General features: G+C 73.2%; 28 protein-coding genes and 1 pseudogene. 18 read left to right on the top strand and 11 right to left on the bottom strand.

Annotated features, from left to right (window positions below):
- Position 1 precedes the first annotated feature (1 nt).
- Entirely contained in the window at positions 2-586 is a 585-nt protein-coding gene (locus ABD160_RS03280; RefSeq protein ID WP_344018096.1) for a hypothetical protein, read from the bottom strand.
- 19 nt (positions 587-605) lie between these two features.
- A complete protein-coding gene (locus tag ABD160_RS03275; RefSeq protein WP_344018095.1) occupies positions 606-1,286 on the bottom strand; it encodes a haloacid dehalogenase type II in 681 nt (226 codons plus the stop codon).
- A 65-nt stretch (positions 1,287-1,351) separates the two neighbouring features.
- On the opposite strand from ABD160_RS03275, the gene ABD160_RS03270 reads away from it, so the two are divergent.
- Positions 1,352-1,960: a CGNR zinc finger domain-containing protein gene (locus tag ABD160_RS03270; protein ID WP_344018094.1), complete on the top strand. Its 609-nt coding sequence runs from the start codon at positions 1,352-1,354 to the stop codon at positions 1,958-1,960.
- Positions 1,961-2,032: 72 nt separating this feature from the next.
- Here the strand turns inward: ABD160_RS03270 and ABD160_RS03265 are convergent, their stop codons facing one another.
- Positions 2,033-2,470, bottom strand: coding sequence for an ArsI/CadI family heavy metal resistance metalloenzyme (locus ABD160_RS03265; RefSeq protein ID WP_344018093.1), 438 nt, complete (start codon positions 2,468-2,470; stop codon positions 2,033-2,035).
- Between the two features lie 72 nt (positions 2,471-2,542).
- Here ABD160_RS03265 and ABD160_RS03260 point away from each other — a divergent pair, with 72 nt between their 5' ends.
- From ABD160_RS03260 to ABD160_RS03250, 3 genes are read left to right on the top strand one after another with little or no spacing between them, the layout of a single operon-like run.
- Positions 2,543-2,905, top strand: coding sequence for an ArsR/SmtB family transcription factor (locus ABD160_RS03260; RefSeq protein WP_344018092.1), 363 nt, complete (start codon positions 2,543-2,545; stop codon positions 2,903-2,905).
- Positions 2,902-3,978: an ACR3 family arsenite efflux transporter gene (gene arsB / locus ABD160_RS03255; protein ID WP_344018090.1), complete on the top strand. Its 1,077-nt coding sequence runs from the start codon at positions 2,902-2,904 to the stop codon at positions 3,976-3,978. The genes ABD160_RS03260 and arsB overlap by 4 nt, the downstream gene beginning before the upstream one ends.
- Entirely contained in the window at positions 3,975-4,445 is a 471-nt protein-coding gene (locus ABD160_RS03250; protein WP_344018089.1) for an arsenate reductase/protein-tyrosine-phosphatase family protein, read from the top strand. The genes arsB and ABD160_RS03250 overlap by 4 nt, the downstream gene beginning before the upstream one ends.
- Here the strand turns inward: ABD160_RS03250 and ABD160_RS03245 are convergent.
- The 3 genes from ABD160_RS03245 to ABD160_RS03235 form a co-directional block, all read right to left on the bottom strand.
- Positions 4,442-5,053 (bottom strand): rhodanese-like domain-containing protein, encoded by a 612-nt coding sequence (locus ABD160_RS03245; protein ID WP_344018088.1) that lies wholly within the window; start codon positions 5,051-5,053, stop codon positions 4,442-4,444. The genes ABD160_RS03250 and ABD160_RS03245 overlap by 4 nt on opposite strands.
- Positions 5,054-5,185: 132 nt before the next feature.
- Complete coding sequence (locus ABD160_RS03240; RefSeq protein WP_344018087.1) at positions 5,186-6,646, bottom strand: MBL fold metallo-hydrolase; 1,461 nt, start codon at positions 6,644-6,646, stop codon at positions 5,186-5,188.
- A 426-nt stretch (positions 6,647-7,072) separates the two neighbouring features.
- The gene (locus ABD160_RS03235; protein WP_344018086.1) at positions 7,073-8,110 is read right to left on the bottom strand and encodes a saccharopine dehydrogenase family protein; all 1,038 of its coding nucleotides are present in this window, start codon (positions 8,108-8,110) and stop codon (positions 7,073-7,075) included.
- A 70-nt stretch (positions 8,111-8,180) separates the two neighbouring features.
- Here ABD160_RS03235 and ABD160_RS03230 point away from each other — a divergent pair, with 70 nt between their 5' ends.
- Entirely contained in the window at positions 8,181-9,125 is a 945-nt protein-coding gene (locus tag ABD160_RS03230; RefSeq protein WP_344018085.1) for a GlxA family transcriptional regulator, read from the top strand.
- 556 nt (positions 9,126-9,681) lie between these two features.
- Here the strand turns inward: ABD160_RS03230 and ABD160_RS03225 are convergent.
- From ABD160_RS03225 to ABD160_RS03215, 3 genes are all read right to left on the bottom strand, one after another.
- On the bottom strand, positions 9,682-11,061 hold the full coding sequence (locus tag ABD160_RS03225) for a UDP-N-acetylmuramoyl-tripeptide--D-alanyl-D-alanine ligase (RefSeq protein ID WP_304580201.1): 1,380 nt from the start codon (positions 11,059-11,061) through the stop codon (positions 9,682-9,684).
- A gap of 89 nt (positions 11,062-11,150) precedes the next feature.
- Complete coding sequence (locus tag ABD160_RS03220; protein ID WP_073577559.1) at positions 11,151-12,020, bottom strand: DUF6671 family protein; 870 nt, start codon at positions 12,018-12,020, stop codon at positions 11,151-11,153.
- Positions 12,017-12,316 (bottom strand): helix-turn-helix transcriptional regulator, encoded by a 300-nt coding sequence (locus ABD160_RS03215; protein WP_073577775.1) that lies wholly within the window; start codon positions 12,314-12,316, stop codon positions 12,017-12,019. Before ABD160_RS03215 ends, ABD160_RS03220 begins: the two co-directional genes overlap by 4 nt.
- 230 nt (positions 12,317-12,546) lie before the next feature.
- Between ABD160_RS03215 and ABD160_RS03210 the strand changes: the two genes are divergently transcribed.
- From ABD160_RS03210 to ABD160_RS03200, 3 genes are all read left to right on the top strand, one after another.
- Complete coding sequence (locus tag ABD160_RS03210; RefSeq protein ID WP_344018084.1) at positions 12,547-14,124, top strand: proton-conducting transporter transmembrane domain-containing protein; 1,578 nt, start codon at positions 12,547-12,549, stop codon at positions 14,122-14,124.
- Positions 14,125-14,227: 103 nt separating this feature from the next.
- Complete coding sequence (locus ABD160_RS03205; RefSeq protein WP_073577561.1) at positions 14,228-16,855, top strand: DUF2309 domain-containing protein; 2,628 nt, start codon at positions 14,228-14,230, stop codon at positions 16,853-16,855.
- A gap of 61 nt (positions 16,856-16,916) precedes the next feature.
- Positions 16,917-17,450, top strand: coding sequence for a hypothetical protein (locus ABD160_RS03200; RefSeq protein WP_073577562.1), 534 nt, complete (start codon positions 16,917-16,919; stop codon positions 17,448-17,450).
- A gap of 242 nt (positions 17,451-17,692) precedes the next feature.
- Here the strand turns inward: ABD160_RS03200 and ABD160_RS03195 are convergent, their stop codons facing one another.
- Positions 17,693-18,154, bottom strand: a complete 462-nt coding sequence (locus ABD160_RS03195; RefSeq protein ID WP_073577563.1) for an NUDIX domain-containing protein — start codon at positions 18,152-18,154, stop codon at positions 17,693-17,695.
- Between the two features lie 488 nt (positions 18,155-18,642).
- Positions 18,643-19,863, bottom strand: coding sequence for a helix-turn-helix domain-containing protein (locus ABD160_RS03190; RefSeq protein WP_073577776.1), 1,221 nt, complete (start codon positions 19,861-19,863; stop codon positions 18,643-18,645).
- A 133-nt stretch (positions 19,864-19,996) separates the two neighbouring features.
- Here ABD160_RS03190 and ABD160_RS03185 point away from each other — a divergent pair, with 133 nt between their 5' ends.
- The 10 genes and pseudogenes from ABD160_RS03185 to ABD160_RS03140 form a co-directional block, all read left to right on the top strand.
- Positions 19,997-20,269: a helix-turn-helix domain-containing protein gene (locus ABD160_RS03185; RefSeq protein ID WP_073577564.1), complete on the top strand. Its 273-nt coding sequence runs from the start codon at positions 19,997-19,999 to the stop codon at positions 20,267-20,269.
- Positions 20,269-20,499: a hypothetical protein gene (locus ABD160_RS03180; protein WP_073577777.1), complete on the top strand. Its 231-nt coding sequence runs from the start codon at positions 20,269-20,271 to the stop codon at positions 20,497-20,499. The genes ABD160_RS03185 and ABD160_RS03180 overlap by 1 nt, the downstream gene beginning before the upstream one ends.
- Positions 20,500-20,792: 293 nt before the next feature.
- Positions 20,793-21,095: a hypothetical protein gene (locus ABD160_RS03175; protein ID WP_073577565.1), complete on the top strand. Its 303-nt coding sequence runs from the start codon at positions 20,793-20,795 to the stop codon at positions 21,093-21,095.
- Entirely contained in the window at positions 21,092-21,475 is a 384-nt protein-coding gene (locus ABD160_RS03170; RefSeq protein ID WP_125911257.1) for a hypothetical protein, read from the top strand. Before ABD160_RS03175 ends, ABD160_RS03170 begins: the two co-directional genes overlap by 4 nt.
- Before the next feature lie 89 nt (positions 21,476-21,564).
- On the top strand, positions 21,565-22,050 hold the full coding sequence (locus tag ABD160_RS33275; protein ID WP_425563571.1) for a WhiB family transcriptional regulator: 486 nt from the start codon (positions 21,565-21,567) through the stop codon (positions 22,048-22,050).
- Positions 22,050-22,589: a hypothetical protein gene (locus ABD160_RS03160; RefSeq protein WP_073577567.1), complete on the top strand. Its 540-nt coding sequence runs from the start codon at positions 22,050-22,052 to the stop codon at positions 22,587-22,589. The genes ABD160_RS33275 and ABD160_RS03160 overlap by 1 nt, the downstream gene beginning before the upstream one ends.
- The gene (locus ABD160_RS03155; RefSeq protein ID WP_073577568.1) at positions 22,589-24,511 is read left to right on the top strand and encodes a type IV secretory system conjugative DNA transfer family protein; all 1,923 of its coding nucleotides are present in this window, start codon (positions 22,589-22,591) and stop codon (positions 24,509-24,511) included. Before ABD160_RS03160 ends, ABD160_RS03155 begins: the two co-directional genes overlap by 1 nt.
- On the top strand, positions 24,508-25,383 hold the full coding sequence (locus ABD160_RS03150) for a hypothetical protein (protein WP_073577569.1): 876 nt from the start codon (positions 24,508-24,510) through the stop codon (positions 25,381-25,383). The genes ABD160_RS03155 and ABD160_RS03150 overlap by 4 nt, the downstream gene beginning before the upstream one ends.
- Complete coding sequence (locus ABD160_RS03145; RefSeq protein ID WP_073577779.1) at positions 25,383-26,045, top strand: hypothetical protein; 663 nt, start codon at positions 25,383-25,385, stop codon at positions 26,043-26,045. Before ABD160_RS03150 ends, ABD160_RS03145 begins: the two co-directional genes overlap by 1 nt.
- A pseudogene (locus tag ABD160_RS03140) lies at positions 26,042-26,692 on the top strand (hypothetical protein); the annotation flags it as partial. The gene ABD160_RS03145 and the pseudogene ABD160_RS03140, both read left to right, overlap by 4 nt.

The following is a 26,692-nucleotide window of genomic DNA, read 5'->3' as shown; positions in this document are numbered from 1 at the left end:
CTCAGCCGGGCTGCTCGATCCACGGCCGCAGGTACTCGCGATCCACCGGGACGCCCGGCGGGACGAGGTCGATCATCCTGCGGACGCGCTCGGCGGCGTCCCGGGTCAGCCGGAAGTCGTCGTCGCGGGTCATGGTCTGCTCGGGTCCGAACTCGCGGGCGCAGGCCACGATCCGGGGCGCGACGGCCCGCAGGTCGTCGAGGTCGTAGCGGGCGAGCGCCGGATCGAGCCCGGCCGCGCGGAACCGGTCCTCGACGTGCAGCAGCTGATCGGACAGCCAGCCCCAGGGGTCGGCGGTCAGCTCCGGTGACCAGACCCGGTCACTGGGCTCGACGCCGTCGAACGACGGGTGGTAGTGGGCCGCGGCCCACCGTCCCGGCTGGTCGAGGCGGTCGAACAGGTCGGCCCGCCAGAACGTGTTGTCGGCGACGGACCGCTGGGAGGCCGACTCGGTGCCGCGGTGCGGCTGGGGTTCGAGGAGCCGGAGCTCGACCCGCGCACCGCGCTCCATCGTCGCGTCGGGGCCGATCTCGAACCACCGCCGGACGTCCACGGACAGTCGGGTGAAGGCGAAGGTGACGATCACGGGCGGTCCTCCTGGTCGGTCAGAGCCGGTCGGCCAGGTCGGCCAGGCCGGCCGCGTGCAGGTCGAAGCGGTCCGCGCCGGTCGGCGGATCGCCCACCGGGCGTTCGACGTAGGCGGTCCGCATGCCCAGCGCCGCCGCGCCGCGCAGGTCCCAGGCGTGCGCGGCGACCATGAGAACACGGTCGGGTTCGACCGCTGCGGCGGCGAGCGCGAGCCGGTAGACGGCCGGGTGCGGCTTGTAGGTCGCGGCGTCCTCGGCGGACAGGGCCAGGTGCCAGCGCAGTCCGGCGTGGGCGTCGAGCCGCAGCAGCGTCGACCGGTCGGCGTTGGACAGGCCGATCACGGGACGTCGTTCGGCCAGACGGGCCAGTCCCCGCGCCGAATCGGGCCACGGCGGGAGCCGTGTCGAGGCCGCGGCCAGGAGCTGCAGCGGTCCGGGATCGTCGATCCCGGCGTGTCGGGCCACGACGGCCGCGGCCTCGGCGTCCAGGACGCTGCTCGGGGCGAACGCGCGGTCACCGGCGACGATGCGTTCCTGCTCGGCCGCGACGTACTCCTGCCAGACGGCGACGAGCCCGGCCGCCGTCGTGGGATCGGCGCCCGGAGCGCACCGTTCGATGGCGCTGCGCAGGCCCGTCGCCTCGTCCACCAGCGTCCCCAGCACGTCGAACACGATCACGTCGATGCCGGTCGGTGCCATGCTCGACTCCATGCTGTAAGGGGTAAAGTTCGATTGAACGGAGCCTAGGCCGGGGAGCGTAAGGCATGCAAGTGCTTCTTGACGGTTACGCGTTCGCTGCCACCGTGGCGACCGAGCTGGCCAACACGACGCCCGAGGTGTGGCAGGGGCCGGATCACCTCGGCGACCTCGACGCTCTGGTCGGCTTCGCCGACGAGTTCGACCGCACGGCGGCCGACCCGGCCGATCCGGGGCGGCCGTCCGGGCTCGGCGAGCTCGCGCGCGCGGCCGACGACCGCCGGCTGGGGGCGGTGCAGTCGCTGCGCTACGTCGTGCGGGGACTGATCGACGTCCCGGAGCGGGAGCGCCTCGTCGCGGGCGCGACCGCGCTGACCGCCTCCGCCGGGGCGCTGACGCTGGTCCCCGGCGGTCGTGCCGATCGATGGGCGGTGGAGCTCGCCCCGGGAGGCGGGATCGACGACGCCCTCGCGCTCGTCTGCGGGGTCGGGATCCTCGGCGTCGTGCAGGCCCTCGGCGAGCAGCGGTTCCGGCAGTGTGGCGCGCCCACCTGCGTCGGGGCGTTCATCGACTCGACCCGGGCGGGGCGTCGCCGCTACTGCATGCCCGGTCTGTGCGGGAACCGGGTCAACGTCGCCAACCATCGTGCGCGGCGGGCGTCGGGGGTGACCGGCTAGCGTCGGCCGCCGTGTGCTGCAGGGCCTCCGGGATCCGCGCTCACCCGCTCGGCCGGCTGTCGGAGGAGGGGATCAGCGGCCCGCGCAGCAACCGCCGGCCGGGCCGGCCGCCGGCACCGTCCCGCCGTCCGGTCCGTGCCCGGGGGAGTCGTCGGTGACCGTGTAGACCTCCCACGGCTCGTCACCCGGCCCGTGCACCCACACCTTGTCCTGCCGGGCGTGGCAGCAGACGGTGTCGTTCTCCACCTGCGTGACCAGCCCCAGCCCGGACAGCCGGCCGGTGGCCCGCTGCACCGTGGCGGTGTCCTCCACCTCGACGCCGAGGTGGTCGAGCACCGTGGCCCGGCCGGGCTCGCCCTCGATCAGCACCAGCTTCAACGGCGGATCGGCGACGGCGAAGTTCGCGTAGCCGGGGCGGCGCTTGGCCGGTCCGGTCCCGAACAGCGACCGGTAGAACGCGATCGAGCTCTCCAGGTCCGGCACCCGCAGGGCGAGCTGTACACGGGACATGGCCCCTCCTTGTCTCGACGACTGTCGAAACAGAGGTTGCGTCGCTGATTCGATGGTTGTCAAGATAGAGGGATGTCGAAGCAAGGTCCCGAGTGCTGCTCCCCGCTGGTGGCCGAGCCGTTGTCCGGCGGGCAGGCCGCGGACCTCGCCCGGGTGTTCAAGGCGCTGGGCGACCCGGTGCGGCTGCGGCTGCTGTCGTTGATCGCCTCCCACGCCGGGGGCGAGGCGTGCGTCTGCGACCTGACCGACGTGTTCGAGCTGTCCGGTCCGACGATCTCCCATCACCTCAGGGTGCTGCGCGAGGCCGGCCTGATCGCCGGGGAACGACGCGGGACGTGGATCTACTACCGGGTCCTGCCCGACGTCCTCGGCCGCCTCGCGGGCGTCCTCGCCCCGAGCGCCACCGGCCGGAGCGTCGCGCGGGCGACCCGATGAGCTCCACGACGAACCGCGGCGACGTCGTCGCCCGTCTGTCCACCCTGGACCGGTTCCTGCCGGTCTGGATCGTCGCGGCCATGATCGCCGGGCTCCTGCTCGGCCGTCTGGTCCCCGGCGTCGCCCCCGCGCTCGACGCGCTCGCCGTCGGCGGGATCTCGCTGCCGATCGCACTCGGCCTGCTCGTGATGATGTACCCGGTCCTGGCCAAGGTCCGTTACGACCGCCTCGGCACGGTCACCGGCGACCGCCGCCTGCTGGTCACCTCGCTGGTGCTGAACTGGGTCCTCGGGCCCGCCCTGATGTTCGCGCTGGCCTGGCTGATGCTGCCCGACCTGCCCGAGTACCGCACCGGCCTGATCATCGTCGGGCTGGCCCGCTGCATCGCGATGGTCGTCATCTGGAACGACCTCGCCTGCGGCGACCGCGAAGCCGCCGCCGTCCTCGTCGCGCTGAACTCGGTGTTCCAGGTCGTCGCCTTCGGTGCCCTGGGCTGGTTCTACCTCGTCGCCCTGCCCGGCCTGCTCGGCCTGCCCGTCACCGAGGTCGCGTTCTCCGCCTGGGACATCGTGACGTCCGTGCTGGTGTTCCTCGGCATCCCGCTGCTCGCCGGCTACCTGACCCGCCGCATCGGTGAACGCGCCAGGGGCCGCACCTGGTACGAGGAGCGCCTGATCCCGCGGATCGGACCGTTCGCGCTCTACGGCCTGCTGTTCACCATCGTGCTGCTGTTCGCCCTGCAGGGCGACGCCATCACCTCCCGGCCGCTCGACGTCGCCCGGATCGCACTGCCGCTGCTGGTCTACTTCGTCCTGATGTGGGCCGGGTCCTACGCCCTCGGCCGCGCCCTGGGCATGGGCTACGAACGCACCACCACCCTCGCGTTCACCGCCGCGGGCAACAACTTCGAACTCGCCATCGCCGTGGCCATCGGCACCTTCGGCGTGACCTCCGGCCAGGCCCTCGCCGGGGTCGTCGGCCCGCTGATCGAGGTGCCCGTCCTCGTCGCCCTGGTCTACGTCTCCCTGTGGCTGCGCCGCCGCCTCGTCACCCGGACCGGAGTTCCGTCATGACCCACGTGCCCGAAGTGCTGTTCGTCTGCGTGCACAACGCCGGCCGCAGCCAGATGGCCGCCGCCCTGCTCGCCCGGCACGCCGCCGGGGCCGTCGTCGTCCGCTCGGCCGGGTCCGCCCCGGCCGACACGATCAACCCCGCGGTGCGTGAGGTCATGGCCGAGATCGGAGTCGACCTCGCCGACGCCGTCCCGACGAAGCTCACCACCGACGCCGTCGAGGCCTCCGACGTCGTCATCACCATGGGCTGCGGCGACGCCTGCCCGGTGTTTCCCGGCAAGCGCTACCTCGACTGGCGGCTCGACGACCCCGCAGGGCAGGGCGTCGACGCCGTCCGCCCGATCCGCGACGAGATCGACCGGCTGGTCCGTGACCTGCTCGCCGGGCTGACGCCGTCGCCGGGTGCGACCCGGCCGGAGCCCGGGACGCCCCGGACCGGAGCGGTCGACGGCCGGCGGCCGGCCTAGCGGACCGGGCCCGGCTCGCGCCGCCGGATCCGGTCGACGACCGCGGCCGGTGCGGGTTCGACGGCGTCCCGGTTGAACGGCAGCTTCGCCAGCATCGCACCCATCGCGCAGGTGTTGCTCAGCGCCGAGAAGGTCAGCCCGGTGCCGATGCCACCTGCCAGCAGTCGCAACTTCGGTGAGACGAAGCGACCGCCGAGGATGCCGGTCAGCACCAACGAGCCGGCGACGAGCCGGACCTGACGCTCCAGGGCCCAGGCCGTCCGACCGCGGACGACGTGGCCCCCTTCCGCGGCGTAGGCCGGCACCCCGCCGTCGAGCACGCGGGCGCGGTCCAGGCCGGCGGCGGCCAGGTGACGTCGCCCCTGCTCGGCGCGAACGCCGGACTGGCACACCAGCACCAGCGGGGACGCCGGGTCGTCGAGATGACCGGCGAGCTCGGCCGCGTGCTCGGCGAGGGTGGCGAGGGGCACGTGATAGGAGCCGTGGATGTGCTGGGCCTCGAACTCGGCGGCGCTGCGGACATCGATCACCAGTGCCTGCGGCCACCGGCGTAGGTCGGCAGCGGAGACGGTGCGGGGTCCGGTTCCGTCGGTCTGGGGGTGGGACATCGGCACCTCGGAGGTCGTGGGAACGGGATCAGGCCGGGGCCGGGACCCGGCCGCGGGCTCACCGCCGGCGTTCTCGATCATGAAATGGGACGGCGGACGTGCAGGACCCGGGCGGGTCGGCCGGTGATCATCTCAGGCTCCGGCCCCGTCCGCGACCACCTCGGGGGCGGTGCTCGACGTCGCCACCGGGCGGGTGCGGTCGGCCCAGGCGCCGAAACCGCCGATCAGGTCGTCGACCCGGGCGAAGCCGCGGGCGCGCAGCAACGATGCCGCGATCGAGGATCGGTACCCGCCCGCGCAGTAGACGACGGTCGGGGCGGTGGGGTCGAGCTCGCCGAGCCGCGCGACCAGGGCGGGCAACGGGATCGCGACCGCGCCCGGGACCAGACCGGTCCCGGCGACCTCGCCGGGCCCGCGGACGTCGACGACCTGCGGCCGCTCCGTCAGGTCGGCGAGCTCGGTGGCGGTGATCCGGCCGGCCGGGCGCAGCCGCTCGGGCGGGACGCCGGCGATCCCGCCGTCGAGCTCGCCGCGCACCCGGTCGAACCCGATCCGGGCGAGCCGGTTGCGGGCCTCGACCGCGGTGCCGGGGTCGCCGACCAGGACGAGATCGGTCCCGGCCGGGACGACCTGGCCGACCATCTCGGCGAACCGGCCGCCGAGGCCGACGTTGACCGAGCCGTGCAGGTGACCGGCGGCGAAGTCGGCCGCGTCGCGGGTGTCGAGCAGCGTGGCTCCGGAGCGGATCAGCTCGTCGGCCTGTGGCAGCGACAGCGCCGGGACGGGCGAGGTCTCGTCGAGCATCGGCCGGGCCTCGCGGTTGCGCTGCGAGGCGTGCGCGAAGTACATCGGGGCGACCGACTGGCCCTCGGTGACGGCGGCGACGAAGGTGTCCTCGTCCATCGGGGCCAGTGCGTAGTTGGTGCGGCGCTGCTCGCCGATGGTGCTGGAGGTCTCGGTGGACAGGTTCTTGCCGCACGCCGATCCGGCGCCGTGGGCGGGGAAGACGCGGGTCGCGTCGGGCAGGGTCAGCAGCCGGCGCCGGGTGGAGCGGTAGAGGGCGCGGCCGAGCTCCTCGGCGGACCAGCCGGCGCCGCCGAGCAGGTCGGGACGGCCGACGTCGCCGATGAACAGGGTGTCGCCGGTCAGCACGCCCCACGGGGCTGCGCCCGGCTCGTCGCGCACGACCAGGCAGATCGACTCCGGCGTGTGGCCGGGGGTGTGCAGGACCTCCAGGCTCACCGAGCCCAGTGACAGCACCTGCCCGTCGGCGAGTGGCTCGATCGGGAACTCGACGCGGGCGGCGTCGCCGTAGGAGATGGGGGAGCGGGTGGCGGCGGCGAGCTCCAGGTGACCGGAGAGGAAGTCCGCGTGCACGTGGGTCTCCAGGACGCGCTCGATGGTCAGGCCCTCGGCCCGGGCGTCGGCGAGGTAGAGCGCGATGTCGCGTTGCGGGTCGACGACGACGGCGCGGCCGGAGCCCCGGTCGCCGATCAGGTAGGACGCCTGGGACAGGCAGCCCAGGTAGTACTGCCTGAAGACGAGGTCGCCGCTGCGCTGCCACGCACCGGTCTCGACGGGTTCCGCTCCCATGATGCCCTCCGGGCGATCCGACGGTGATGAAATGACCGTACATTAGACGGTGCGTCGGCGTCGACCGTCGGCCGGTCCCGTCGGCGCGGGTTCGCGGGTGCGCCCGGGGTGGCGTCCTGGCGCCGTGATCGCCCCCTGTGCTGCCTATTCGTCGGTCACCCGGGCCTCGAGGCGAGCTCGTCCGAGCCGGTCGAGGCGTGCGCCTCGACGAGAGTTGGCTCCATCACATAAATGACCGAACATTTGGCTGCGTTCGACCCCGCGTCGCCGTCTCCGGGCCCGCCGGGATCCGGCGCGAGCCCGTTTCGTGGATTCCCGCGCCGGGTCCGTCCGGTCTGTGACGTGTCACCCTTCGACACCCTGTTCAGCCCCGAAGTCCAGGGAACTGAGCCGCACCACCGTCGTCTCGTTCATGGCGGCGACGGGTCAGGGACCGGCGACGGGCAGATCGGCCCGCAGGGCGATTGCGCGACCGCTCCGGTCGAGGGCGCCGAGCACGCCGGCCGCGTCGAACATCTCGGCGGGAGCACCAGCACCGGGGCCGCGGTAGAGCCCTTCGAGAAGCCGAGCGGCACCCTCGACCACGATCGGTGCGGTCGCCGCGTAGATGTCGCGCCCGGTTGCGCTGATTCGCCGTCTCTCGTTGCCGAGACTCAGGACGACATCCATGACGAACTGCTGGGCCGAGCGCCCTTCCTCGTCGATCGCGGACGGCGCCGGAGTGTGCGCATCGTGGAGATCGTCGAGCGGAGCGGCGTTGAGGTACGAGCGGAGTTCGCCGACGTCGAGATGGCGCCCGATCGTGATGACCTCGGAGAACGGCAGCTCCACGACCGGCTGGACGCCCAGCGGTGCGGGGTAGGACCAGGTGCCGGTGGGCGCGGGATTCTCCAGCGCGGTCAAGGTGCCGTCGCGGATCACGAGACGGGTGGCGGTGTTGCGGACGCCGGTGGCCCGCGTGCCGGCGGTCGGCCACCATCGGTCCAGCCCGATCGTGATCGTGACCTCGTCGGCCCGTGTGTCGCCCTCGAGCGCGGCGGTGACGAGCAGATCGGCCAGGCCGCCGTAGAACGCCATCGCCGGGACCACTGCGACACCTGCCGCTCGGGCGGGAGCATCGAGCTCGTCGTACAGGGCCTGCACGACCGGCTGCTCGGCGGTCACGTCCAGGTAATGGGCACCGGCTTCGACGGCGGCGCGGGCGAGCGGAAGCGCGGTGTCGAGGAACGGTCCAGCGCAGTTGATCACGACCGCGTTCCCCTCGACCGCCCGACGAAGCCCGTCGGAGTCGTCGACGCCCGCCGCCCGCAGGTCGAGTGCGTCGTACCGGGCGGAGCGGGCGATGCCGTCGACGCTGCGACCGGCCAACACGGGCGCGAGGCCGCGCCGCAACAGCTCATCGACGACGAAGCGTCCGGTGTGGCCGGAGGCGCCGTAGACGAGGACTCGTTCGTTCGTCTTCATGTCACCAGCGTCGTGACGACTCTGCGGGCGCACCAGCGTCCGAAATGACAGCGTGCGTATATTTTCGGACATGCCTCGGGTCGCGCTGATCATGCATGGCTCGTCGATGCTCTACGAGGTGGCGATCGCCGCAGAGATCTTCGGTGTCGACCGCTCGGAGCTGTCGCCGACCGGTGAGTGGTACGACCTCGTCGTCGGCACCGCCGACGGCGCGCCCCACCCCTGGCTGGAGCACCTTCCCACCGTCTCGTACGCCGAGATCGCAGACGTGGACATCGTCGTCGTTCCCTCCTCGGACGATCTCGACGACAACCCGGATCCGGTCCTCCTCGATGCCCTTTCCGTCGCTCACGGGCGGGGTATCCGGATCGCGTCGCTGTGCACGGGCGCGTTCCTGCTGGCCGCTGCCGGCCTGCTCGACGGCCGCGCCGCGACCACCCACTGGATGCACGCTGCCGAACTCCGACAGCGCTACCCGCGGATCGACGTCCGCCCCGGCGTGCTATACGTCGACGACGGCGACGTCCTCACCTCCGCGGGCAAGACCGCGGCACTCGACCTGTGCGTCCATCTGGTGCGCCGCGACCTCGGCGCCGCTGCCGCCGCCGGCATCGCCCGGCAGCTGGTGGTGCCCGCGCATCGCCGTGGCGGGCAGGCCCAGTTCATCGCTCCGCCGGCGGAGCCGCGCGGCTCCGACGGGCTTGCGCCTACCCTGGATTGGGCCCGCGCCCGCCTCGACCAGCCCTTGACCGTGCGCGACCTTGCTGAACATGCCACCCTCAGCACTCGCCAACTCGCTCGTCGGATGCACGCCGAACACGAGGTCAGCCCGCTCGACTGGCTGCATCGCCAGCGCATCGCCCGCGCCCAGGAACTCCTCGAACGCACCGACGCCTCGATCGACCAGATCGCCGGCAACTGCGGCATGGGAACGGCCGCGACTCTGCGCCGCCACTTCCACCGTGCCCTCGGTGTCACACCCACCGCATATCGGACCGCCTTCAGGTCTGCCTGAGACGGCCGAGAGTGCGACGGTGGCCCTGTACGCCGGAAGTGGGTCCGTAACGGGAACGGCCGTTCCGGCGTTGCTGGTCGGCGGCGCTCGGCGGACGGCCGGCTACGGGGCGACATGGACAGCGACGATCCGACACGGCGACCATCACGATCACGCCGGCATGGGACGTACTGGACGCCCCGGCCGGGTGGCAACCCCAGTGCGCACCGATCACGCGGCCGGACAAGGCGAAACCGCCGGTGAAGCGGTCTCGGAACCGGTGTGTGCCCCCGGCAGGATTCGAACCTGCGACACCCGCTTTAGGAGGCCGGGCCGGTGTGTGATCCGCACCGGCCCCGGCGGTACTACCGGGGCCTGAGGTTCTCGGGTGCTGTCCATGGTGGTCTCGGATGCCTTGTGGTTCGTCCCACGAGCGGCCCCACACAGGGCTGTGCTGACCCCGGGACAGGAGTGGTCAGCGCCTCTCTCCGTCCATTGCTCACCGGACCCGGCCCGCGGGGGCCGAGAGCGTCGATCGGTGATCGAATCCGTCGAGCGGGCCGTAGTGCGATGCAGCTCAGCGGCCGCCGAGCGCGGCGACGAGCTGTTCGAGACGGGCTGTTCGGGACGCCTTGATCAGGACGAGATCATGGGCACGAAGGATCGGCTCGAGCACGGCGCGGGCGGCCTCGGCGTCGGGAACGGAGATGACGTCGAGGGAGCGGCACCCGGTGCCGGCCGCGTCGGCGATCAGGGGCGCGGTCTGGGTGCCGACGGTGACCAGGACGTCGAGTCCGGCTCGCGCGGCGGCCAGCCCGAGCCGGTGGTGGGCGTGGGCGGCGTGACTGCCCAGGTCGGCCATCTCACCGAGGACGGCGATCCGCCGGCGGGCGGACATGCTGCTCAGGGTGGTCAGGGCGGCGGTCATGGAGTCTGGGTTGGCGTTGTAGGCGTCGTGGAGGAGCGTGACTCCGTCTCCGCGCACGATGGTCTGCATGCGTCCACCACCAGGGGGTTCGGCGGCACTCAGGGCGCGGGCGATGGTGTCGTGGTCGAGGCCGAGTCCGTGGGCGAGTGCGGCGACCGCGAGGGCGTTGCCGACCTGATGGCGGCCGGTCAGACGGAGCGCGACGGGTGCGGAGCCGTCGGGGGTGTGCACGGTGAAGCACGGCCGGCCCTGTGGTGTGACGTGCACGTCCTGTGCGTAGACGCAGTCCGGGCGGGGGCGCCCGCTCCACCATCCGATGCGGGCGGGGGTGAGAGGGGCCATCGCGGCGACCAGCGGGTCGTCGGCGTTGAGCACGGCCAGCCCGCCGTCGTCGGCGCGGGGGAGTCCGGTGACGAGTTCGCTCTTGGCCTGCGCGATCCCGGCCTGCCCGTCGGGGTACTGGCCGAGATGGGCAGTGCCGACGTTGAGCACGACTCCGGCATGGGGTGTAACCAGGTCGCACAGGTGACTGAGGTCGCCGCGGCCCCGGGCGCCCATCTCCAGGACGAGGTAGCGCGTGTCGGGGGTGGCCCGCAGGACGGTGAGCGGGAAGCCGAGCTCGTTGTTGAGGGATCGGTCGGTGGCGGTGACAGGGCCGCGGTGTGTCAGGACCTGGGCGGCGAGGTCCTTCGTCGTGGTCTTGCCGTTTGAGCCAGTGATCCCGATGACGGTTGCCTGTAGGCGTTCTGAGACGTGGCGGGCCAGGTGTCCGAGCGCGCGGGTGACGTCAGCGACCTGGACGGCCGGGGGAGGTACCGGACGTCCGGCGAGGACCAGCGCGGCCCCCGCGGCGAGGGCCGCGTGAGCGTGGTCGTGTCCGTCGGTGCGCCGACCGGGCAGCGCGGCGAAGATCCCGCCGGGGTGGACGCGGCGGGAATCGATGCTCGCCGGGGCGGTCACCGTCGTCGACGGTTCGGTTCCCGGGACGAGACGGCCGTCGGTGGCGGCGGCGATCGTGGCGGCGGTCATGGGGATCACGGAGGTGACTCTCCTTCGGACGTGCGGCGGCCCGTCCGCAGGAGGCTGACGGGTCGGCGCCGCGGGCGTCGTTCACGGGGTCAGGGGTTGCAGCACTCGCAGAACGTGGGATCGGCGCCGCGACGGCCGTCCTGGCGGGGGTGGCGGCTGCGACGCGAGCAGCGGGCGCACCCGTGGATCGTCGCGAGGGTGAGCCAGGTCGGCTCGCCACAGGTGTCGCAGGGCAGACCGGGTTCGTGACCCACCGGGCCGTATCCGGGGGCGCCGCAGGCCGGGCACAGCGTGGCCAGGCGTGACGCGAGTCGATCTGCGAGCAGGCCGATCTCCCGCATGCGGGTGGGGTTGACGTGCGCGCGCATGTCGGTTTCCACCCGCGCCAGGCCGTCGTCGGAGTGTGCGGCGCACCGGCCGATCGCCACGCACAGGCCGGCGCGGGTACGGACGCCCTTGTGGAGGGGGATCGCGCCCGTTTCGGGAGAGCTGTGGGGGCGGACGACGACCGCGTGGTCTCCGAAACCGATGCGGGTCAGGTAGGCGTCGGTCTCCTCGTCGATGCGGGTGGTCGTGGTGTGGCCGAAGTTCGTCGGCGTCGTTCGGCTCTCGAGGATGTGCATGTCCCGCACCGTGTCGAGGAAGGCGAGGATCTCCTGGCCGGCGCCCAACATCGGCGCGGACGGGTGCGGGCCGTAGGAGCCTTCGCTCGCCACGGCAAGGCCGAGGCCGGTCGACTCGATCGCCAGGCGCGCCTTGCGGACCGCGGTCTCTGCCGCCGTACCGGTGCGGGGGGTCTCCCCGGTGAAGGTGCCGAGCTGGTCGGTGTCGACGTCGTGGGCGAGCACGAGACGCATGCCCAGGGTTCGCGCCAAGGCGGGCCCGAGGGCCCGCTGCTTGCCATGCCGCGTGGCCAGTGCGATCCGTGCGCCCGCGTAGGGGTGCACGGCGAGGGTCATGCGACGTCGCCGGACCGGGCGTCGATGCCGGTGAGCAGGGTGACGAGCTGCCCGATGGCGGTGTCGCGGTCCATGGGGTGCCGGAGCGGCACGTCGGGGTGCAGCCGGTAGTGGTTGCCGCGTCCCTGTCGGGTCCGTTCCAGGTATCCCGCCTCGACCAGATCGGCCACGATGCGCTGCGCCGCCCGCTCGGTGATGCCCACCATGTCGGCCACGTCGCGCAGTCGCGCCTCCGGATCCCGCACCACGCACAGCAGTACGTGGGCGTGGTTTGTCAGAAACGTCCACCCCTGCATGGCGTCCACTGTACCGACCCCGAGGTAACGCTTGTCACGCTTCCTAATACGCGTCATCTGTGTCGTACTAATCATGTCGCGTATTAGAACACGTGTAAACGACAGCGTGCTTGGGAGGTGGGTGTCATGGGCGACGACGAGATGGCGGACCTGTGCGGGACCGTGCCGGGGGCGCCCGGTCGGGTTGCTGACGCCGAGACGGCGCGCACGGATCGGGAAGGTGCGCGGGGATGACGGGGATGATGCTGCTCGCCGTCGTGGCCGTACCCGCCGCCGCGGCCGCGGCCGGGTCGATCCGGTGGCTGCGGGGTCGGGCACCCGTGCTGGGTGCCGCAGCGGCGCTGGTGGCCACCGCATTGGCGGGAGTGCTGGCCGTGACGGTGATGGTCGGCGGGCCGGTCGACATGGTGCTGGCCGATCCCGACGGGCAGGCACGGGCCGGGCTGGTCGTCGACCACGTCGGCGCGGTCGTGCTGTTGCTGGTGTGCACGGTCAGCGCCGTGGTCCAGGCCTTCGCCCGCCGCTACCTGCACGGTGACCCGGCTGCGGCCCGCTTCGCCGTCGCGGCGGGGGCACTGACCGCCGCGACCGCGGCGATGGTGACCGCGGCGACCCTGGTCACCCTCGCGGTGGCGTGGACGCTGAGCGGGGTGGTCCTGTGTCGGCTGGTGGGCATGTACCGCCCGGCACCCTCGGCCGTCGAGGCCACCCGCCGCACCGCACGCGCGTTCCTCGTGGGTGACGTCGCGCTGTGGCTCGGGGTCGGTCTCGCGGTCGCGTCGTGGGGGGATCTCGACCTGCGCCACCAGGACGATGGCACCCTCGGCGGCGTGGTGGGCACGGTGGTGGCCTGTTCGCTGGTGATCGCCGCGGCCGTGCGGTGCGCGCAGATGCCCTGGCACCGCTGGCTGCCCGCGACCCTGGCGGCACCGACCCCGGTGTCGGCGATGCTGCACGCCGGTGTGGTCAACGCCGGCGGGGTGCTGCTGGTGAAGCTCTCGCCGATCGTCGGTGCGTCGCCGGTCGCGACGCACCTGGCGTTCGCCTTCGGAGCCGTCAGCGTCGTGGCCGCCACCACGATCATGCTCGCCCGCCCCGACATCAAGGGTGCGCTGGTGCACTCCACGATCGGCCAGATGGGGTTCATGCTCGTCACCTGCGGGCTCGGCCTCTACGCGGCGACGGTGGTGCACCTGGTGGCACACGGCCTGTTCAAGGCGGCGCTGTTCCTCGGTTCGGGGACCGCGGTGCAGCGCCATGTGACCCACACCCTGGCTCCACCCGCGCCTCGGCTGACTCGTGCGCGGACGGTGCAGGTCGCAGTGGTCGCCGGGGCCGTCGCCGTCGCGGCGGTGGGGGTCGCGGCCTGGTTGCTCCCGCTGCATGCCGGCAGCGCGGCGTTGCTGGTCTTCGCCGCAGTCACCGCCGCGCGGCTGGCGTGGGGCTGGCTGCGTCGTCACCCGACCCCCGGTGCTCTGGTCGCGGCCATGATCGTGGTGCCGGGTGCGGCCGTGGCATACCTGGCCGTGGTGGACGCGGTCACCGTGGTCCTCGGGCCGAGCCTGCCCGCGATGGAGCCCGCCGCGGTGTCGGCCTGGGCCCTGATGGCCGTGCTCGCCGTGCTGGTGACGGCGGCGCTGCTGTTCCACCTGGCGCCCGCGATCGGTCTCGGCCCCTGGCGCGACCGCCTGTACGTGGCGGCGCTGTCCGCCGGCCAACAGCGCACGCCGACCACCGCCCCGACGCACCTGCCGCGGCCGGTACCGGGCCCACGACCAGCGCCTCGGCCGGAAGGGGCGCGGGCATGACCCGCGGTTCACCGGCCGCTGGGCGCAGACGGCGCCTCCGGTTCCCCACGCCCGCACAGATCGCCGACGGTCCCGTCGTGCTCGCTCAGAAGGGTTCCCAGCCATGACCACCAGCCCCGCCACCGATCTGGACCTCGATGCGGTGACCGACGTCGTCACGCGGGCGGAAGCAGTGCGTGCCGAGATCGCCGACGCGGCCGCGTTCCTGGCCTCGACCTGGCCATTGGCCGACTTCATCGCCGTCAACCCGTTGTTCGGCCTGCTGGACCGCCCGTTCAGCGAGGCGGCCACTCACGCCGGAGACCTGCTGGGGGCGCGAGCCACCCCGGACGAGACCTGGCTGCGGGCCGCGTGGCAGCGCGGCCGGATCACCGACGACGACCTGCGCGCTGCGCTGACCCGCCGCCACCCCGCAGTGCTGCGGCGGAGCCCGCTCGCCCTCGGCGACCGTGTCCACGATCCGGTCGACCTGCTGCTGGCCGACCTGCAGCGGGGCATCGCCTGCCCCCCGCCGCACCGTCGGGCACGCACCGCCGCAGAGGCACTGGCCCCCGACCTCGCCGGTCTGCTCGACACCCACACGATCCAGTGGTGCTCGGCCTTCCTGGACGAGGGCCAGGCCACCTGGCGGATGCCGGGCCGGGATCGCGGCTTCTACCCCGCGTGGCGAGCGCTGGCCGCCCACGACACGACGCTGCCCCGGCCGGTGCGGGAGCGGCTGCGGCACCTGCCCGAGCGCGCCGAGGACGCGGTCCTGGAGGCGCTGGCCGCGCTCGGTGTCCCGGACGACCGGAGGACCCACTACCTGCAGGCCCACCTGACCCGCCTTCCCGGCTTCGCCGCCCACGTCCGGTGGCGCGGGGAGCAGGCGGATGAGGGCATCGACCTCGTCGACTACCTCGCGCTGCGGTTGGGCGCCGAAGCCGCGGTGCTCGCCGGCACCCATTCCCACGGCACCGCTTGGGCCCTGGCCCGCACCGACCTGTCCGAGGTCGGGCAGGCCACCGTCGATCCGCTCGGCCGGGCCCAGCACCTGCTGTCGGCGCTGGAGATCACGGGTACCCACGCCGCCCAGCGCACCGCGCTGGCGGAGCTCCTCGATGAGTTGCCGGTGCACCAGCGGGCACTCGTCTGGCTGGATGCCTACGAGGAGCACTACCGCAGCCGGCTGCTGCGCCTCCTCGACCGCCCCCTGCCCGAGCAGCCCGACGCCCGGCCGCAGGCGCAGGTGGTGTGCTGCATCGACCCTCGTTCCGAAGGGCTGCGCCGGCACCTGGAGACCCTCGGGAACTACCGGACCCTGGGCTTCGCCGGGTTCTTCGCCGTCGCCATGCGGTACCGCGACCTCGCCGGGGGCACCGCGCGGGCCCAGTGCCCCGGCCCGATCGCTCCCCGGCACACCGTCACCGAGCTTCCCTCTCCCGGCCGGCAGCGGGCGGCCGAGCGGTCACTGGCCGGGCGGCGGGTGCTCGCCGCGGCCGAGAACTCCCTGCACGCCGCCAAGGACGACCTGGTGGCGCCGTTCGTGCTCGCCGAAGCCGCCGGGTGGCTGGCCGGGCCACTTGCCGCGGCCAAGACCTTCGCCCCCGGCGCCGCCGGTGCCGCTCGCTCGTGGTGGGCCCGCCGCATCGCTCCCGCCCCGCAGACCGAGATCTCGGTCGCCGACGACCTCACCGTCGCCGAACGGGCCGCGACCGCCGAGACGATGCTGACGTTGATGGGCCTGACCGGCGGCTTCGCGCGGCTGGTGGTGCTCTGCGGGCACGGTGCGCACACCGACAACAACCCGTACCAGGCGGCACTGGACTGCGGCGCCTGCGGCGGCCACCCCGGAGGCCCCAACGCCCGCACCGCCGCGGCTCTGCTGAACGATCCGCAGGTCCGCCTGCACCTGGCCGACCACGGCATCTCCGTCCCCGGTGACACCTGGTTCGTCGCGGCCGAGCACGACACCACCACCGACACCGTCCGCCTGCTCGACACCCACCTCCTGCCCGACACCCACCGCCCCGACGTCGACGCGCTCACCGCCGACCTCCGCACGGCCGGTGCCCGGCTGGCCGCGGAACGGTGCGCCGTCCTGCCGGGAGCCCCGGTGCGTGCCCAGCCCCGGCGCGCGGCGCGCCACACCCGTGCCAGGGCCCGGGACTGGGCCCAGGTCTTCCCGGAATGGGGGCTCGCCGACAACGCGGCCTTCCTGATCGCGCCCCGCGCCCGCACCCGCGGCGTCGATCTGCGGAGCCGGGTGTTCCTCCACGACTACGACGCCGACCTCGACCCGACCGGCTCCGTCCTGGAGACCATCCTCACCGCGCCGCTGGTCGTCGCGCACTGGATCAACAGCCAGTACTACTTCGCCGCCGTCGACCAGGACGCCTTCGGCGCGGGCAGCAAGGCCCAGCACAACGTCGTCGGCGGTGGCCTGGGGGTGATGTCCGGTCCCACCAGCGACCTCCGGACCGGCTTGCCCTGGCAGTCCCTCACCGACGGACACCACATCCGGCACGAGCCACAACGTCTGCTCGCCCTCGTACAGGCGCCGCTGTCCAGGCTTGACACCCTCATCGCCCGCCACGCAGTGCTGCACCACATGTTCGGCAACGACTGGGTCGGCCTCGCTGCCCAGGAACATGCCGGCGGGACGTGGCACCGCTACAGCCCCACCGGGTGGCAGCTGTGGCAGCCCGGAGCCGACGCCTCCGCAGCGACGACCCACGCGGCGCACCTCTAGCCGCCCGGCCTCCCCCGGGGCCACGAGTGACAGAACAGTACGAAGGAAGAGAGGTACCCAAATGGCCGCGCTTCTCCTGATCCCGAGCGTGGACTACGCGGAGGTCGCCGTGGAACAGGCGAGTGAGTACCTGGCCCACCAGCGACGCTACGTCGGTGACCCGGCTCGGAACGCCCCCCTGCTCGGCATCTGGGTCCGCCGCGGCCTCGACGCCGGCCTGCCCACGCTGTTCCCGGGCGGCGGCCACGAGACCGACACCGTCCTGGGCCCCTCGGGAGGGCCTCCACCAGTGGTACCGATGGGGATCCGCACATCGGCGGCGGTGTCGGGGCTGTGGTCACTGTGCTGGCTCGACGGCCCTGCCCTGCGCGATGCCCATGACGCCCATCGGCGACGGCGCCGGATCCTCGATCTGCTCGTGCAACCGGCTCATCTCGCGGACAGAGCGTCGGGCAGGTTCTTCCCGGTCTTCGCGCACACCGACTGCCAGGAGACGATCGAAGCCCAGCTGACCGAACTCGGCGGCCGCTATCCGCACCTGATCGCGCCCCAGTGGTACATCGACGACTCAGAGCAGGGCATCTGTACGCGATGAGACAAGCGCGCCGGTATTCACGCGGCGCTCGCAATAGCTCTGGAGGCATCCCTGACGACGACGGCGGCGACGAACAGCGCGACTGAGATGCCGGCGGCACCTGGTCCGGTGCCGCGGGACACGACGTGGGATCTCGGCTTCCGACCGGTGTCTGAACAGCGTTTCCGCTGGTCACGGTGTAGTGCCCCCGGCAGGATTCGAACCTGCGGCACCCGCTTTAGAAGACCGGGACGGTGTGCGGTCTAGTAAGCGCTGTTCAGGGCCCCGCCGTGTTCCAAGTAGCGGGGTCCGCCCTCGGCAGTGGAGCGCAGACGACGGGCAAGCCGCGGGATGACGTAAGAGTCAAGATCGCCGAGAGCAACCCACGCCCACCTGTCGAGTTCGTCTTCCGCGAGCTGGATCCGCTTGGTGTCCTCGCCGATCTGGCCGCAGTCGAAGATGAAGAGGAGCTTGTCGCCCTCCTTCTCACTCGGTGCCCAGTCGACGGAGAGCAGCGCCGCGGGGTTCCGGTCCAGCCCAAGTTCCTCGGCGATCTCTCGGCGGCAGGCGGCGGCCGGCGACTCGCCGCGCTCGACGTACCCACCGGGGATGTCCCAGGTGTCCTTATAGGTGGGGTGTACGAGCAGGATCCGGCTGCTGTTGTCGAGGAAGAGGGCGCCTGCGGCGACGCGGGGGGTAGCGAACGTTTCGCTCGGGTCAGACACCGTGCGAGCTTACGACTGCTGCTGTCTGGGTGCTGCTGGCCTGGGACCTGCTCTCGCGGTCGTTCGCGAGCGTGCAAGGCGGGAAGCGCGAGAAGGTAGGGCTGGCCCCCAACTGCGCTGGCAGGGGACAGCCGTGTGGTCGTGTGGTCAGTGGGTGGTGCCGCTCGCACCCTCCCAGCGGTGAGCTGGGCGGTGGCCCGAGGGCGGCGGCGCGACGTGTGAGCGCGTACTCGGTAGGTCTTTCCGGCGGTCGTCAGAGAGCTGGTTGAAGAAGAACTCGGTGTCGGCGACGTAGCTGGAAAGCACCTTGCTGACCGTGATGTTCCTCCGGTCGGGACAGAACCGCGAGGTTAACGATCCAGGGGTGCGGACCGGCGCTGTAGCCGCCGGCATCACATGTCGGCCGCGGCGGATCCGATGTGGACGACCGCGGCGCCGGGTTTGGGTCGGTCGCGCAGCGCTCGTCCCAGTGACCTTCGTTGGGTCGATCAGACGAGGCGGAGCCGGCCCGCCAGATCGTCGAGTGCGGTATCCCGATGCCCTCGATTGGTCTTCACCCATCCGAGGACGAGCTGACGGCTGCGGGCATGGTGTCGGATCTGCTCCGGAGCGATCCGCTCGGCCTGGAGCAGCACCGAGAGAGCGTCGTCGCGGCGGTTTCTCGCCGCGTAGGCCCGGGCCGTCTCAATGGCGTGCCGCACCTGACGCTCAGCAGGAAGGCCCGAGGCGTCGATCGTGGGCGCGAGGTCGACCGCCACCTGGACGTCGCCGAGCTCAAGCGCCGTCGTCATGCGGTGGAGAGCGACGTTCGTTGGTCCGAACGCCGTCCACATCGCGTTGGTGTCGTGCCCGACTCGGTGCGCGCTGTCCTCAGCTTCGCGGAGGAAGGCGTTCACCGAGGCTCGATCGTCGGCCCGAGCCGCAGCGACGGCCCCGGTCAGGAACAGCGTGCCGTAGACCGAGAGGAAGGACTCGTCGGTCCGGCTACTCAGATGCGTTTCGAGGACGCCCGCCGCGGTCCGCACGAGGTCGACGCCCGCCGCGAACCTCCCGATCGAGTGCAGGGCGTAGGCGACGGACCGGAATAGCGAGCCGAGTACAACCGGGCTCTCCGACTCCTGTGCTGCAGCCAGACCGCGCTCGGACGCGATCCACGCCAGGTCGGTCTCTCCCAGCTTCGTCAGGACCGACACCGCGACCTGATAGGTGAGCGCCAGCAGAGCGAGCGCCCTCCGACGGTCCGCCTGCTCCGCGTTGCGTACAGCGGTCAGCGCGTCGCTGAGGACCAGGGGAGTCCGGCCGGTGACGTAGCCGTAGCGGCTCGCCTGGTACGCGTCAAAGATCGCCGAGACGTCCGCCTCCAGCGAGTTGAGGTCGGCTGCCTCGCCCGGAGCTGCCGGGCCCGCGAGTAGCGGAGTGATCTGCCGGTAGTCCATGAGGGCGGAGCGGAGCGCGGGGACGGTCTGAACCCCGCTGTCCGCCGTCCACTCGAGGAGGGTCGGCTCACCGACCAGATCCCCGATCGCGACGTCGAGAGCTTCGGCGATCCGCCGGATGACCGACAGCCGATCGAGGTCGATCCGCCCGTTCTCGACCTTGCTGAGCCAGTCCTCGGTCCGACCGATGAGACCGGCGAGCACAAGCTGCGAGAGCCCACGCCGCCGCCGGTAGAAGGCGATCCGCTCGCCGATGGCCATCGCCGTCGTCATTCCGCGCATGGCAACCACCCTCCCCGACTTGGCCGGAAGTACCCCGGAATTTCCTTCCGGGTTCTACGTCAGAACAGGACTCAGGCTATCTCCACTGCCCAACAGGGAGCAGTAGTTCGAGAGGAGAAGCCCAGTGAACAGTCCGTCTACCAGGGAGGGTGTCGACACCGCCGCGGCGGTCGGCCCGACCTTCTACAGCGTTCCCGACGCCGCGAAGTTGATCGGAACCTCGCCCGTCACGCTGTACCGCGCAATTCGCGATGGTGAATTCCCCGCGCTCCGAGTCCGCGGCCGACTGATCATCCCGGCACGGGTTCTCGACGAGATGGTGAGCGCCGCCGTCAGCCAGCAGGCCGTTGTCGATGTCGCCGCGTGGGTCCCCGCGACCCGGGGGAGCGCGTCCTGATGGGCAGCGTCGGTGTGCTCATCCTCGGTGCGGTACTCGGGGCGTTCATCTGCGCGAAGGCGCGGGTCGCGATCGGCGCGGTCGCCTTCTCGCTGATCGCGCTGGCGCTGTTCATCGCCACGCCCGTCGGTGCCGGGCTGCCGGAGGCGATCAGCACGTTCATCTCGGCGTTCGACCGGGCGGCGACACCTGCGCTGAACAGCGCCGGGACCACCGGGGCGGGGTCGTGACCGCGGCCGCCGGTCCCGGAGCGGGAGACCTCGCCCTCACGGCCGGGCGGGCCGAGACCACTGGTGGACCCGCCTGCGGCGGGGCGGAGGGCCGTCCGGCCCGAGTTTGGCCCGGCCTCACTCAGATTCAAGGGCGCTCCGCTGGCGCTACGCGTCGCTGCGCGACCGACCTTCGGCCGGCCCTTGAGTCCGAGCCTCGGAGGCCGTGCGCGCCTGACGGCGCGGTGGCGGACGGGACGCCGCCACCGGGAGGCCGGACCGGCCGACCCTCCTCACCACTTCTGGAGGCCAGCATGACCGCGATCTTCCTGCCCGGCCCGCCCATCGTGGACCTGGGCGACGACCCCGTCGACCTGGTCGACGTGACCGACCTGGTGTGCCCGGGCTGCGCCGGCCCCGTCGTCGACGCCCCGCCCTCGGGGTGGCCCGCCCGCGCCGGCCGCTGCCCGGACTTCTCCCACCTCGACGGGTCGGTGCTGTGCCCGGACGCGCTCGGGCGGGTCCCGGAGCCGGTCGAGGCGGCGTCGTTGCGCTACGGCCTCACCGACGCCAGGGCGACCGCGGCCCTGGACGAGGCGCGTGGGTGGTCGGCGTGACCGGGCGTCCGTCGCCGGAGTGGACGGCGCCGGAGCGGGTCGCGCGACCCGAGGACCTGGACCCGCGGTTGCTGCGCCTGACCGGTCGCACGGGCCGGCTGCAGGTGGTGGTCGAGCACTACGTGCCGGGTGCGGGCCGGTGCCCGGCGTGCGGGTGGCCGGTGCTGCGCCGCCAGGAGTGCCCGTCGCGGCAGATCGCGGTGTGCCTGCTCGACGGCCGGCCCCGGCCGGTCCGGCTCGCGCACCTGGCCGAGGTGATCCCCGGCGCCCGCACCGGCCGCGACACCGCGGCCGAACGGGACGAGCAGCGCCGGATCGAGGACGGGCTGCTGGGGCTGTTCACGGCCCCAGCCCGAGCCCCGGAGCGGGGACAGCCGTGAACGAGCAGCAGCAGACGCAGGAGATGGGACGGCCCGGCGACGGGATCTTGGCGGAACACGACCGCCGGGCCGCTCTCACCAACCAACACATGGAGGTAGGAGAGGTGTTCACCGTAGACCCGGTCCCCGCACGGGGCGAGGAGCTGGACTGGCCGGCCCGCGCGGCCTGCCGGGACGTCGAGCCCGATCTGTTCTTCCCGACTCCGACCCACGGTGCCGCTCTGGCGGCGGCGGAGCGGCGGGCGCTCGCTGTGTGCCGGGTGTGCCCGGTCTTGGCCGCATGCCGGGCGTGGGCCAACGTCGAGCAGCCGCACGGGATCGCCGGTGGGCTGACCGAGGACGAGCGCCGCCGCGCCCGCCGGGCGACGCCCCGCCGACCCGGTCGAGCCGAGCGCTCCGCTGTGGTGCCCGGCCCGTCGCCGCGTGCCGACCGGGCCCCGGTCATCGCCGCGGGCCACACGGCGCTCACCGCCGGGGCCGACCGCGGCGACATCGCCCGCACGCTGGGCGTGACCCGCCGGACCGTGGACCGCTGGGCCGCCGCCCTTGCGATCCCCGCCGGGGGTGGTCGGTGATGAGCGAGACGTTCGGGGTTACCGAGTCCGGGCAGGCCGCCGGTCGGATCCGGGAGCTGGTCCGCCGGATCGCGGTCGAGGTGCTCGGCACGACCGAGTCCGAGGTCCCGATCCCCGGGTTCACGATCTTCCCCGACCGCAGGCTCGACGACCCGCTGGCCGGGGTCCGGGCCGCGCTGCTTACCCGCACGGTGGCCGAGGCCCAGCTCTACGACTACGCCCGCTCCGCGCGGGCGGCCGGGCGGTCGTGGGATGAGATCGGCGCGGTCCTGGGCCTGCCGACCGGTGGGGTGCCGGTGGGGGAGGCGGCGTTCGACTGGCTGGTGTGCGGCCGCGTCCCGGACCCCGAGCGCGAGGGGATCCGGTCGTGGCGGACGCCGTCGGCGTACTGGCGCTGCACCACGTGCGGCGAACAGGTGACCGACGACGGCCCGTTCGAGTCCCACCCGACCGACAACGAGACCGGCCACGCCGACACCTGCACCCGCCACCGGGCGGACGTCGCGGCGTGGGTCGAGCGGACGGGGGTGGAGGACTGATGAGCATCCTGTTCAGTTCCACCGCTCTGGTCTTGGCCGCGTTCGCCGGAGGCGCGCTGCTGGCCTGGTCGCGCGGTGCCCGCGGTCTGGCCGCCGGCCTCGCCGCGGTCGCACTGCTCCCGGCAGCGACGATGGTCACCGCTCTGTCCTGGCCTGCCCTCGTCGCCGTGGCCGCGCTGGCCCTGGCGATCGTGTGGCACCGCTGGACCCGCTCCTCCGCCACCGTCTCCCGCTGGGCGTCCCGGTCCCGCCGCAAGGTCGGAGTGGCCTCGTCGCTGGACATCCTCCGCCACGCAGGGACCCTCGCTGTCCGCCGCCGTACCGGCACCGTCCGGCCCTCGCTGGCCGAGCTGCCCCGAATGCAGCGGTGGCGGCTCGCGACCACCGAGGCCGCGGTCGAGCTGTGCCGCACCGGGGCGCTGCGGGTGTGGGCGTTGGTCGAGGACGTAGTGATCGTCGTCGGCGGTCCCCGGACCGGGAAGACGGGCTGGCTGGCCGGGCGCGTCCTCGACGCCCCCGGCGCCGCCTTGGTCACCTCGACCCGCACGGACTTGCTGGATCTGTGCGCGCCGCTGCGCCGCCAGTCCCGGGGTGAGGTGTTCGTGTTCAACCCCGCCGGGCTCGGCGACCGCACGAGCACGATCACGTTCGACCCGCTCACCGGCTGCACCGACCCCGTAACGGCCACGGAGCGGGCGACGGACATGCTCGCCGCCGTCGCCTCCGGTGGTGGTGGGGATCGGGAGTTCTGGGACGGTCAGGCCCGCCGCGTCCTCGCAGCCCTGCTGCACGCCGCCGCACTCGGCGACCGTCGGATGGCCGACGTCCTCGGGTGGGTCGCCGACCCCGACGCCGCCGGCCGCGAGGTCCCCGCCCTGCTGCGCCGCTCCGGGGTGACCGCGTTCGAGCAGGACGCGATGCAGTTCGTCACCACCAACGAACGCACCCGTAGCTCGATCACTTCCAGCGTGATGCCCGCCCTGGGCTGGCTGACCCATCCGGCCGCTGCGGCGGCGGCCGAGCCGGGCGCGGGGTTCGACGTCGCCCGCCTCCTGGAGGAGCGGGCGACGGTGTTCCTGCTCGGCGCCGAGGAGGCCCAGACCGCACCCCTGGTCTGCGCCCTCACCGGCCACATCGCCCGCGAAGCCCGACGGCTGGCGGCCGGGCAGCCGAAGGGCCGGCTCGACCCGCCGCTCGGACTGTTCCTCGACGAGGCCGCCCTGATCAGCCCCGTCCCGCTGGAGTCCTGGACCGCCGACATGGGCGGGCGTGGGGTGACGATCCTGTGCGCGTTCCAGTCCCGCGCCCAGCTCCTCGCCCGCTGGGGCGAGCACAAGGCCGCCACGATCCTCAACAACACCGCCGCCGTCATGATCTTCGGCGGGACGCGGGACAAGGCGGACCTGGAGTTCTGGTCCACCCTCGCCGGAGAGCGCGACGAGCGCGTCTCCACCACGGACGAGCACGGCCGGGTCGCCTCCCGCAGCGTGCGGAAGGTACCGGTGCTCGCCCCGGCCCAGATCGCGAACCTGCCTGCCGGGCGGGTGGTGGTGATCCGGCGGGGGATCGCCCCGGTCATCGGCCGGGTCCGGATGGCGTGGAAGCGCCTGGACGTCCGTCGTCGGGCGCGGCTGATGCGCCGCGTCGAGGCCGAGTCCCGCCGCCATCGCCGCAACGAGGCGATCCGGGTGTGGGCCGACGCCCAGCTCGAACGCGCTCTGGTGGTGCTCGCCGCGCACTGGCCGCAGCGATTCCGAGAGACGTTGGAGCGGGTGCGGTCGTCGAACCGGATGTTCGCCGAGCTGCGTGCGATCCGCCGCGGCAACGACGTCGACCAGGTCGCCGAGGAGGTCGTGCTGCACGAACCGTCTCCGAGCGACGGCCCCGACGGCCCGACCGGTGACGGGCGGTGGCAGCGATGAACGACCGCTACGAGCTGTGGACCCCGGCCCAGGCCGTCGACCGCCTCGCCGCCGAGCTGCCCGGGGGCCGGGCGGACGCCGAGCAGGTCGTCGCCTCCTACCTGCGCGACGCCACCGGTGCCCACGGGCGGCCGTCGTCGGGGTGGCACCTCGACGAGTTCGATCTCGACGACGCCCGCGCCCGCTTCGGCTGGGTCGACTTCACCGGTGGGGAGACCGTCGCCGCCGCCCGCACCCGCGCCGGCGCCGCTGCGATCGCGGCGCTGCGCGAGGCGCGTGGGACGTCGGCGATCACCGAGCGGGACCGGCTGGCCGGGCTGCACTCGGACGCGGAGATGTGGGGCTACCGCGCTCACCGGGTCGGCCTGGACGAGCTGACCAACCGGACCGCGTGTGATCCGCAGCCCCGGTTGGTGATCGTCGCCCGGGAGCGGTCGCACCGCGAGGCCACGGCTGCGCACGACGCCCGTGTCTTGGCCGCCGAAGCGACGGCCGAGGCCGCCGCGCTCGACCACCGCACCGACCAGCGCCCCAACCACGGTCCCGACACCACCGAGCACCAGGACGACGAGGAGGACCGCGTGAACACCCCCGACGACGGCCACCCGCGCGAGGATGTGTGCACCGACGAGCGCAGTGACCGGGGCCGGGTGCTCGACGAGGGCCCGGGGGCGTTCGCGGGCGGGCTGTGGCTCACCCCCGACCACGCGGCCGAGGGCGGGGTCTGGCCGCTGACCGAGGCCGAGATGAACCGGGTCTGCGAGCTGGTCCGCCAGACCCAGGCCGACGCCGTCGAGTTGGCAGGGTCCGAGGAGCGGCCCGCGGGGCGGGCCCCCGCGGCGGACGTAGACGGGGCGGGGTGGGAGCGGTGATGCCCCCACCCCCGCAGACCCCCGAGGGCTCGGCGAGTGAGGTCGTCGTGGCCGGTCTGGCCCGCGAGGTCGACTCACTCCGCCGCCGGGTCGACGGCCTGGACCCGCTCACCGCCCGAGTGGACCGGCTCGACGAGATGGCCGCCCGGACCGCAGACACGTTGAAGACCGTGATTGGCAGGAAGACGAAGCCGCCGGCGCCGTCGTGGCTGCTCGCCCCCACCGACCCCGGCGAGGTTGCCGGGCTGGTCGACGAGCTGACCGCGTGGCTCGGCGTGGTGTTCCTGCGCTACCCCGACGGCGCCTCGGTGCTGCCCGAGTGCTGGCTCTGGCACCCGGACGTGGTCGAGGAACTGCTGTGGCTGATGCACGCCTGGCTCGCCGCCTACCAGGGCCCCGACGCCTCGGTCGCCGCGGCCGGGGACTGGCACGACCGCCAGCGCCCCGGCGTGACCGCCCGGATCCGCAAGAGCGCGGGGTCGTGCTCGATCGAGGCCCACCAGACCCGCCCCGGCTGGTCGGCCCCCGGTGGAGCGCCGGTCCCGGTGCCCGGGCTGGAGCACGCAACCGCGATCACCGGCTGGTGGGCGCAGCACCGCGACCAAGCCCCACCCGAGCCCGCTCGGGCCGTCGCGAGCCCGATCGGGGGTGCGCTCGGATGACCACCAGTAGTGGTGCGGGGCGGTGGGGTCAGGCGGCGGTGTGGCTTCCGGGCCTGGCCGTCGCGATCGGCGCCGCGGTCGCGACGGCGCACGGCCTGTTCGAGGTGGCGGTGGCTGCGCGGGTCCCGGTCGGGGTGGCGTGGATCTACCCGCTGATCACCGATGGCCTGGCGCTGGTCGCCTACACCGCGACCGCTCGGCTGCGGGGCGGCGCGGCCCGCTACGCCTGGTCGGTGGTGATCGTCGCCGCCGGGCTGTCGGGTCTGGCGCAGGCGATGTTCCTTGCGGGGCCCGCCCCGGCGCCCGGGGCGCCGCCGGTCGAGGCGGACGCGGTGCTGCGGTTCGGTGTCGGGGCGTGGCCCGCGATCGCCGCGGCCGTCGTCGCGCACCTGCTCTACCTCCTCGCCGACACCCGCTCCGCCGACGCGCCGGCCGCCGAGGCCGGCCGGGCGCAGACCGCGCCCGGCGAGGTGTCCGGAGCCCGTGTTCAGGCGACGATCACCGTCCCGCCGTCCGGTCCGGCACCGGTGGAACGTCCGGACACGGTGGGACGCGGGATAGGTGTCCCACCCGCGCTGGACGGGCCGGTGATCCCGGGCCCGCCGCGGCCGGTATCCCACCCGGCACCCCGTCCGGCGGTCCGGCGG

It is taken from the genome of Pseudonocardia kongjuensis (assembly GCF_039526905.1).
Taxonomy (GTDB): Bacteria; Actinomycetota; Actinomycetes; order Mycobacteriales; family Pseudonocardiaceae; genus Pseudonocardia; species Pseudonocardia kongjuensis.
This window is presented reverse-complemented; position numbering and strand designations above follow the sequence as displayed.

What these genes read in the sequence shown, in the direction of transcription:
- ABD160_RS03275 (WP_344018095.1), bottom strand. Translation starts at nt 1,286, where the DNA reads ATGGCACCGACCGGCATCGACGTGATCGTGTTCGACGTGCTGGGGACG.
- ABD160_RS03270 (WP_344018094.1), top strand. Translation starts at nt 1,352, where the DNA reads ATGCAAGTGCTTCTTGACGGTTACGCGTTCGCTGCCACCGTGGCGACC.
- ABD160_RS03265 (WP_344018093.1), bottom strand. Translation starts at nt 2,470, where the DNA reads ATGTCCCGTGTACAGCTCGCCCTGCGGGTGCCGGACCTGGAGAGCTCG.
- ABD160_RS03260 (WP_344018092.1), top strand. Translation starts at nt 2,543, where the DNA reads ATGTCGAAGCAAGGTCCCGAGTGCTGCTCCCCGCTGGTGGCCGAGCCG.
- arsB (WP_344018090.1), top strand. Translation starts at nt 2,902, where the DNA reads ATGAGCTCCACGACGAACCGCGGCGACGTCGTCGCCCGTCTGTCCACC.
- ABD160_RS03250 (WP_344018089.1), top strand. Translation starts at nt 3,975, where the DNA reads ATGACCCACGTGCCCGAAGTGCTGTTCGTCTGCGTGCACAACGCCGGC.
- ABD160_RS03245 (WP_344018088.1), bottom strand. Translation starts at nt 5,053, where the DNA reads ATGTCCCACCCCCAGACCGACGGAACCGGACCCCGCACCGTCTCCGCT.
- ABD160_RS03240 (WP_344018087.1), bottom strand. Translation starts at nt 6,646, where the DNA reads ATGGGAGCGGAACCCGTCGAGACCGGTGCGTGGCAGCGCAGCGGCGAC.
- ABD160_RS03235 (WP_344018086.1), bottom strand. Translation starts at nt 8,110, where the DNA reads ATGAAGACGAACGAACGAGTCCTCGTCTACGGCGCCTCCGGCCACACC.
- ABD160_RS03230 (WP_344018085.1), top strand. Translation starts at nt 8,181, where the DNA reads ATGCCTCGGGTCGCGCTGATCATGCATGGCTCGTCGATGCTCTACGAG.
- ABD160_RS03225 (WP_304580201.1), bottom strand. Translation starts at nt 11,061, where the DNA reads ATGACCGCCGCCACGATCGCCGCCGCCACCGACGGCCGTCTCGTCCCG.
- ABD160_RS03220 (WP_073577559.1), bottom strand. Translation starts at nt 12,020, where the DNA reads ATGACCCTCGCCGTGCACCCCTACGCGGGCGCACGGATCGCACTGGCC.
- ABD160_RS03215 (WP_073577775.1), bottom strand. Translation starts at nt 12,316, where the DNA reads ATGCAGGGGTGGACGTTTCTGACAAACCACGCCCACGTACTGCTGTGC.
- ABD160_RS03210 (WP_344018084.1), top strand. Translation starts at nt 12,547, where the DNA reads ATGACGGGGATGATGCTGCTCGCCGTCGTGGCCGTACCCGCCGCCGCG.
- ABD160_RS03205 (WP_073577561.1), top strand. Translation starts at nt 14,228, where the DNA reads ATGACCACCAGCCCCGCCACCGATCTGGACCTCGATGCGGTGACCGAC.
- ABD160_RS03200 (WP_073577562.1), top strand. Translation starts at nt 16,917, where the DNA reads ATGGCCGCGCTTCTCCTGATCCCGAGCGTGGACTACGCGGAGGTCGCC.
- ABD160_RS03190 (WP_073577776.1), bottom strand. Translation starts at nt 19,863, where the DNA reads ATGACGACGGCGATGGCCATCGGCGAGCGGATCGCCTTCTACCGGCGG.
- ABD160_RS03180 (WP_073577777.1), top strand. Translation starts at nt 20,269, where the DNA reads ATGGGCAGCGTCGGTGTGCTCATCCTCGGTGCGGTACTCGGGGCGTTC.
- ABD160_RS03175 (WP_073577565.1), top strand. Translation starts at nt 20,793, where the DNA reads ATGACCGCGATCTTCCTGCCCGGCCCGCCCATCGTGGACCTGGGCGAC.
- ABD160_RS33275 (WP_425563571.1), top strand. Translation starts at nt 21,565, where the DNA reads ATGGAGGTAGGAGAGGTGTTCACCGTAGACCCGGTCCCCGCACGGGGC.
- ABD160_RS03160 (WP_073577567.1), top strand. Translation starts at nt 22,050, where the DNA reads ATGAGCGAGACGTTCGGGGTTACCGAGTCCGGGCAGGCCGCCGGTCGG.
- ABD160_RS03155 (WP_073577568.1), top strand. Translation starts at nt 22,589, where the DNA reads ATGAGCATCCTGTTCAGTTCCACCGCTCTGGTCTTGGCCGCGTTCGCC.
- ABD160_RS03150 (WP_073577569.1), top strand. Translation starts at nt 24,508, where the DNA reads ATGAACGACCGCTACGAGCTGTGGACCCCGGCCCAGGCCGTCGACCGC.
- ABD160_RS03145 (WP_073577779.1), top strand. Translation starts at nt 25,383, where the DNA reads ATGCCCCCACCCCCGCAGACCCCCGAGGGCTCGGCGAGTGAGGTCGTC.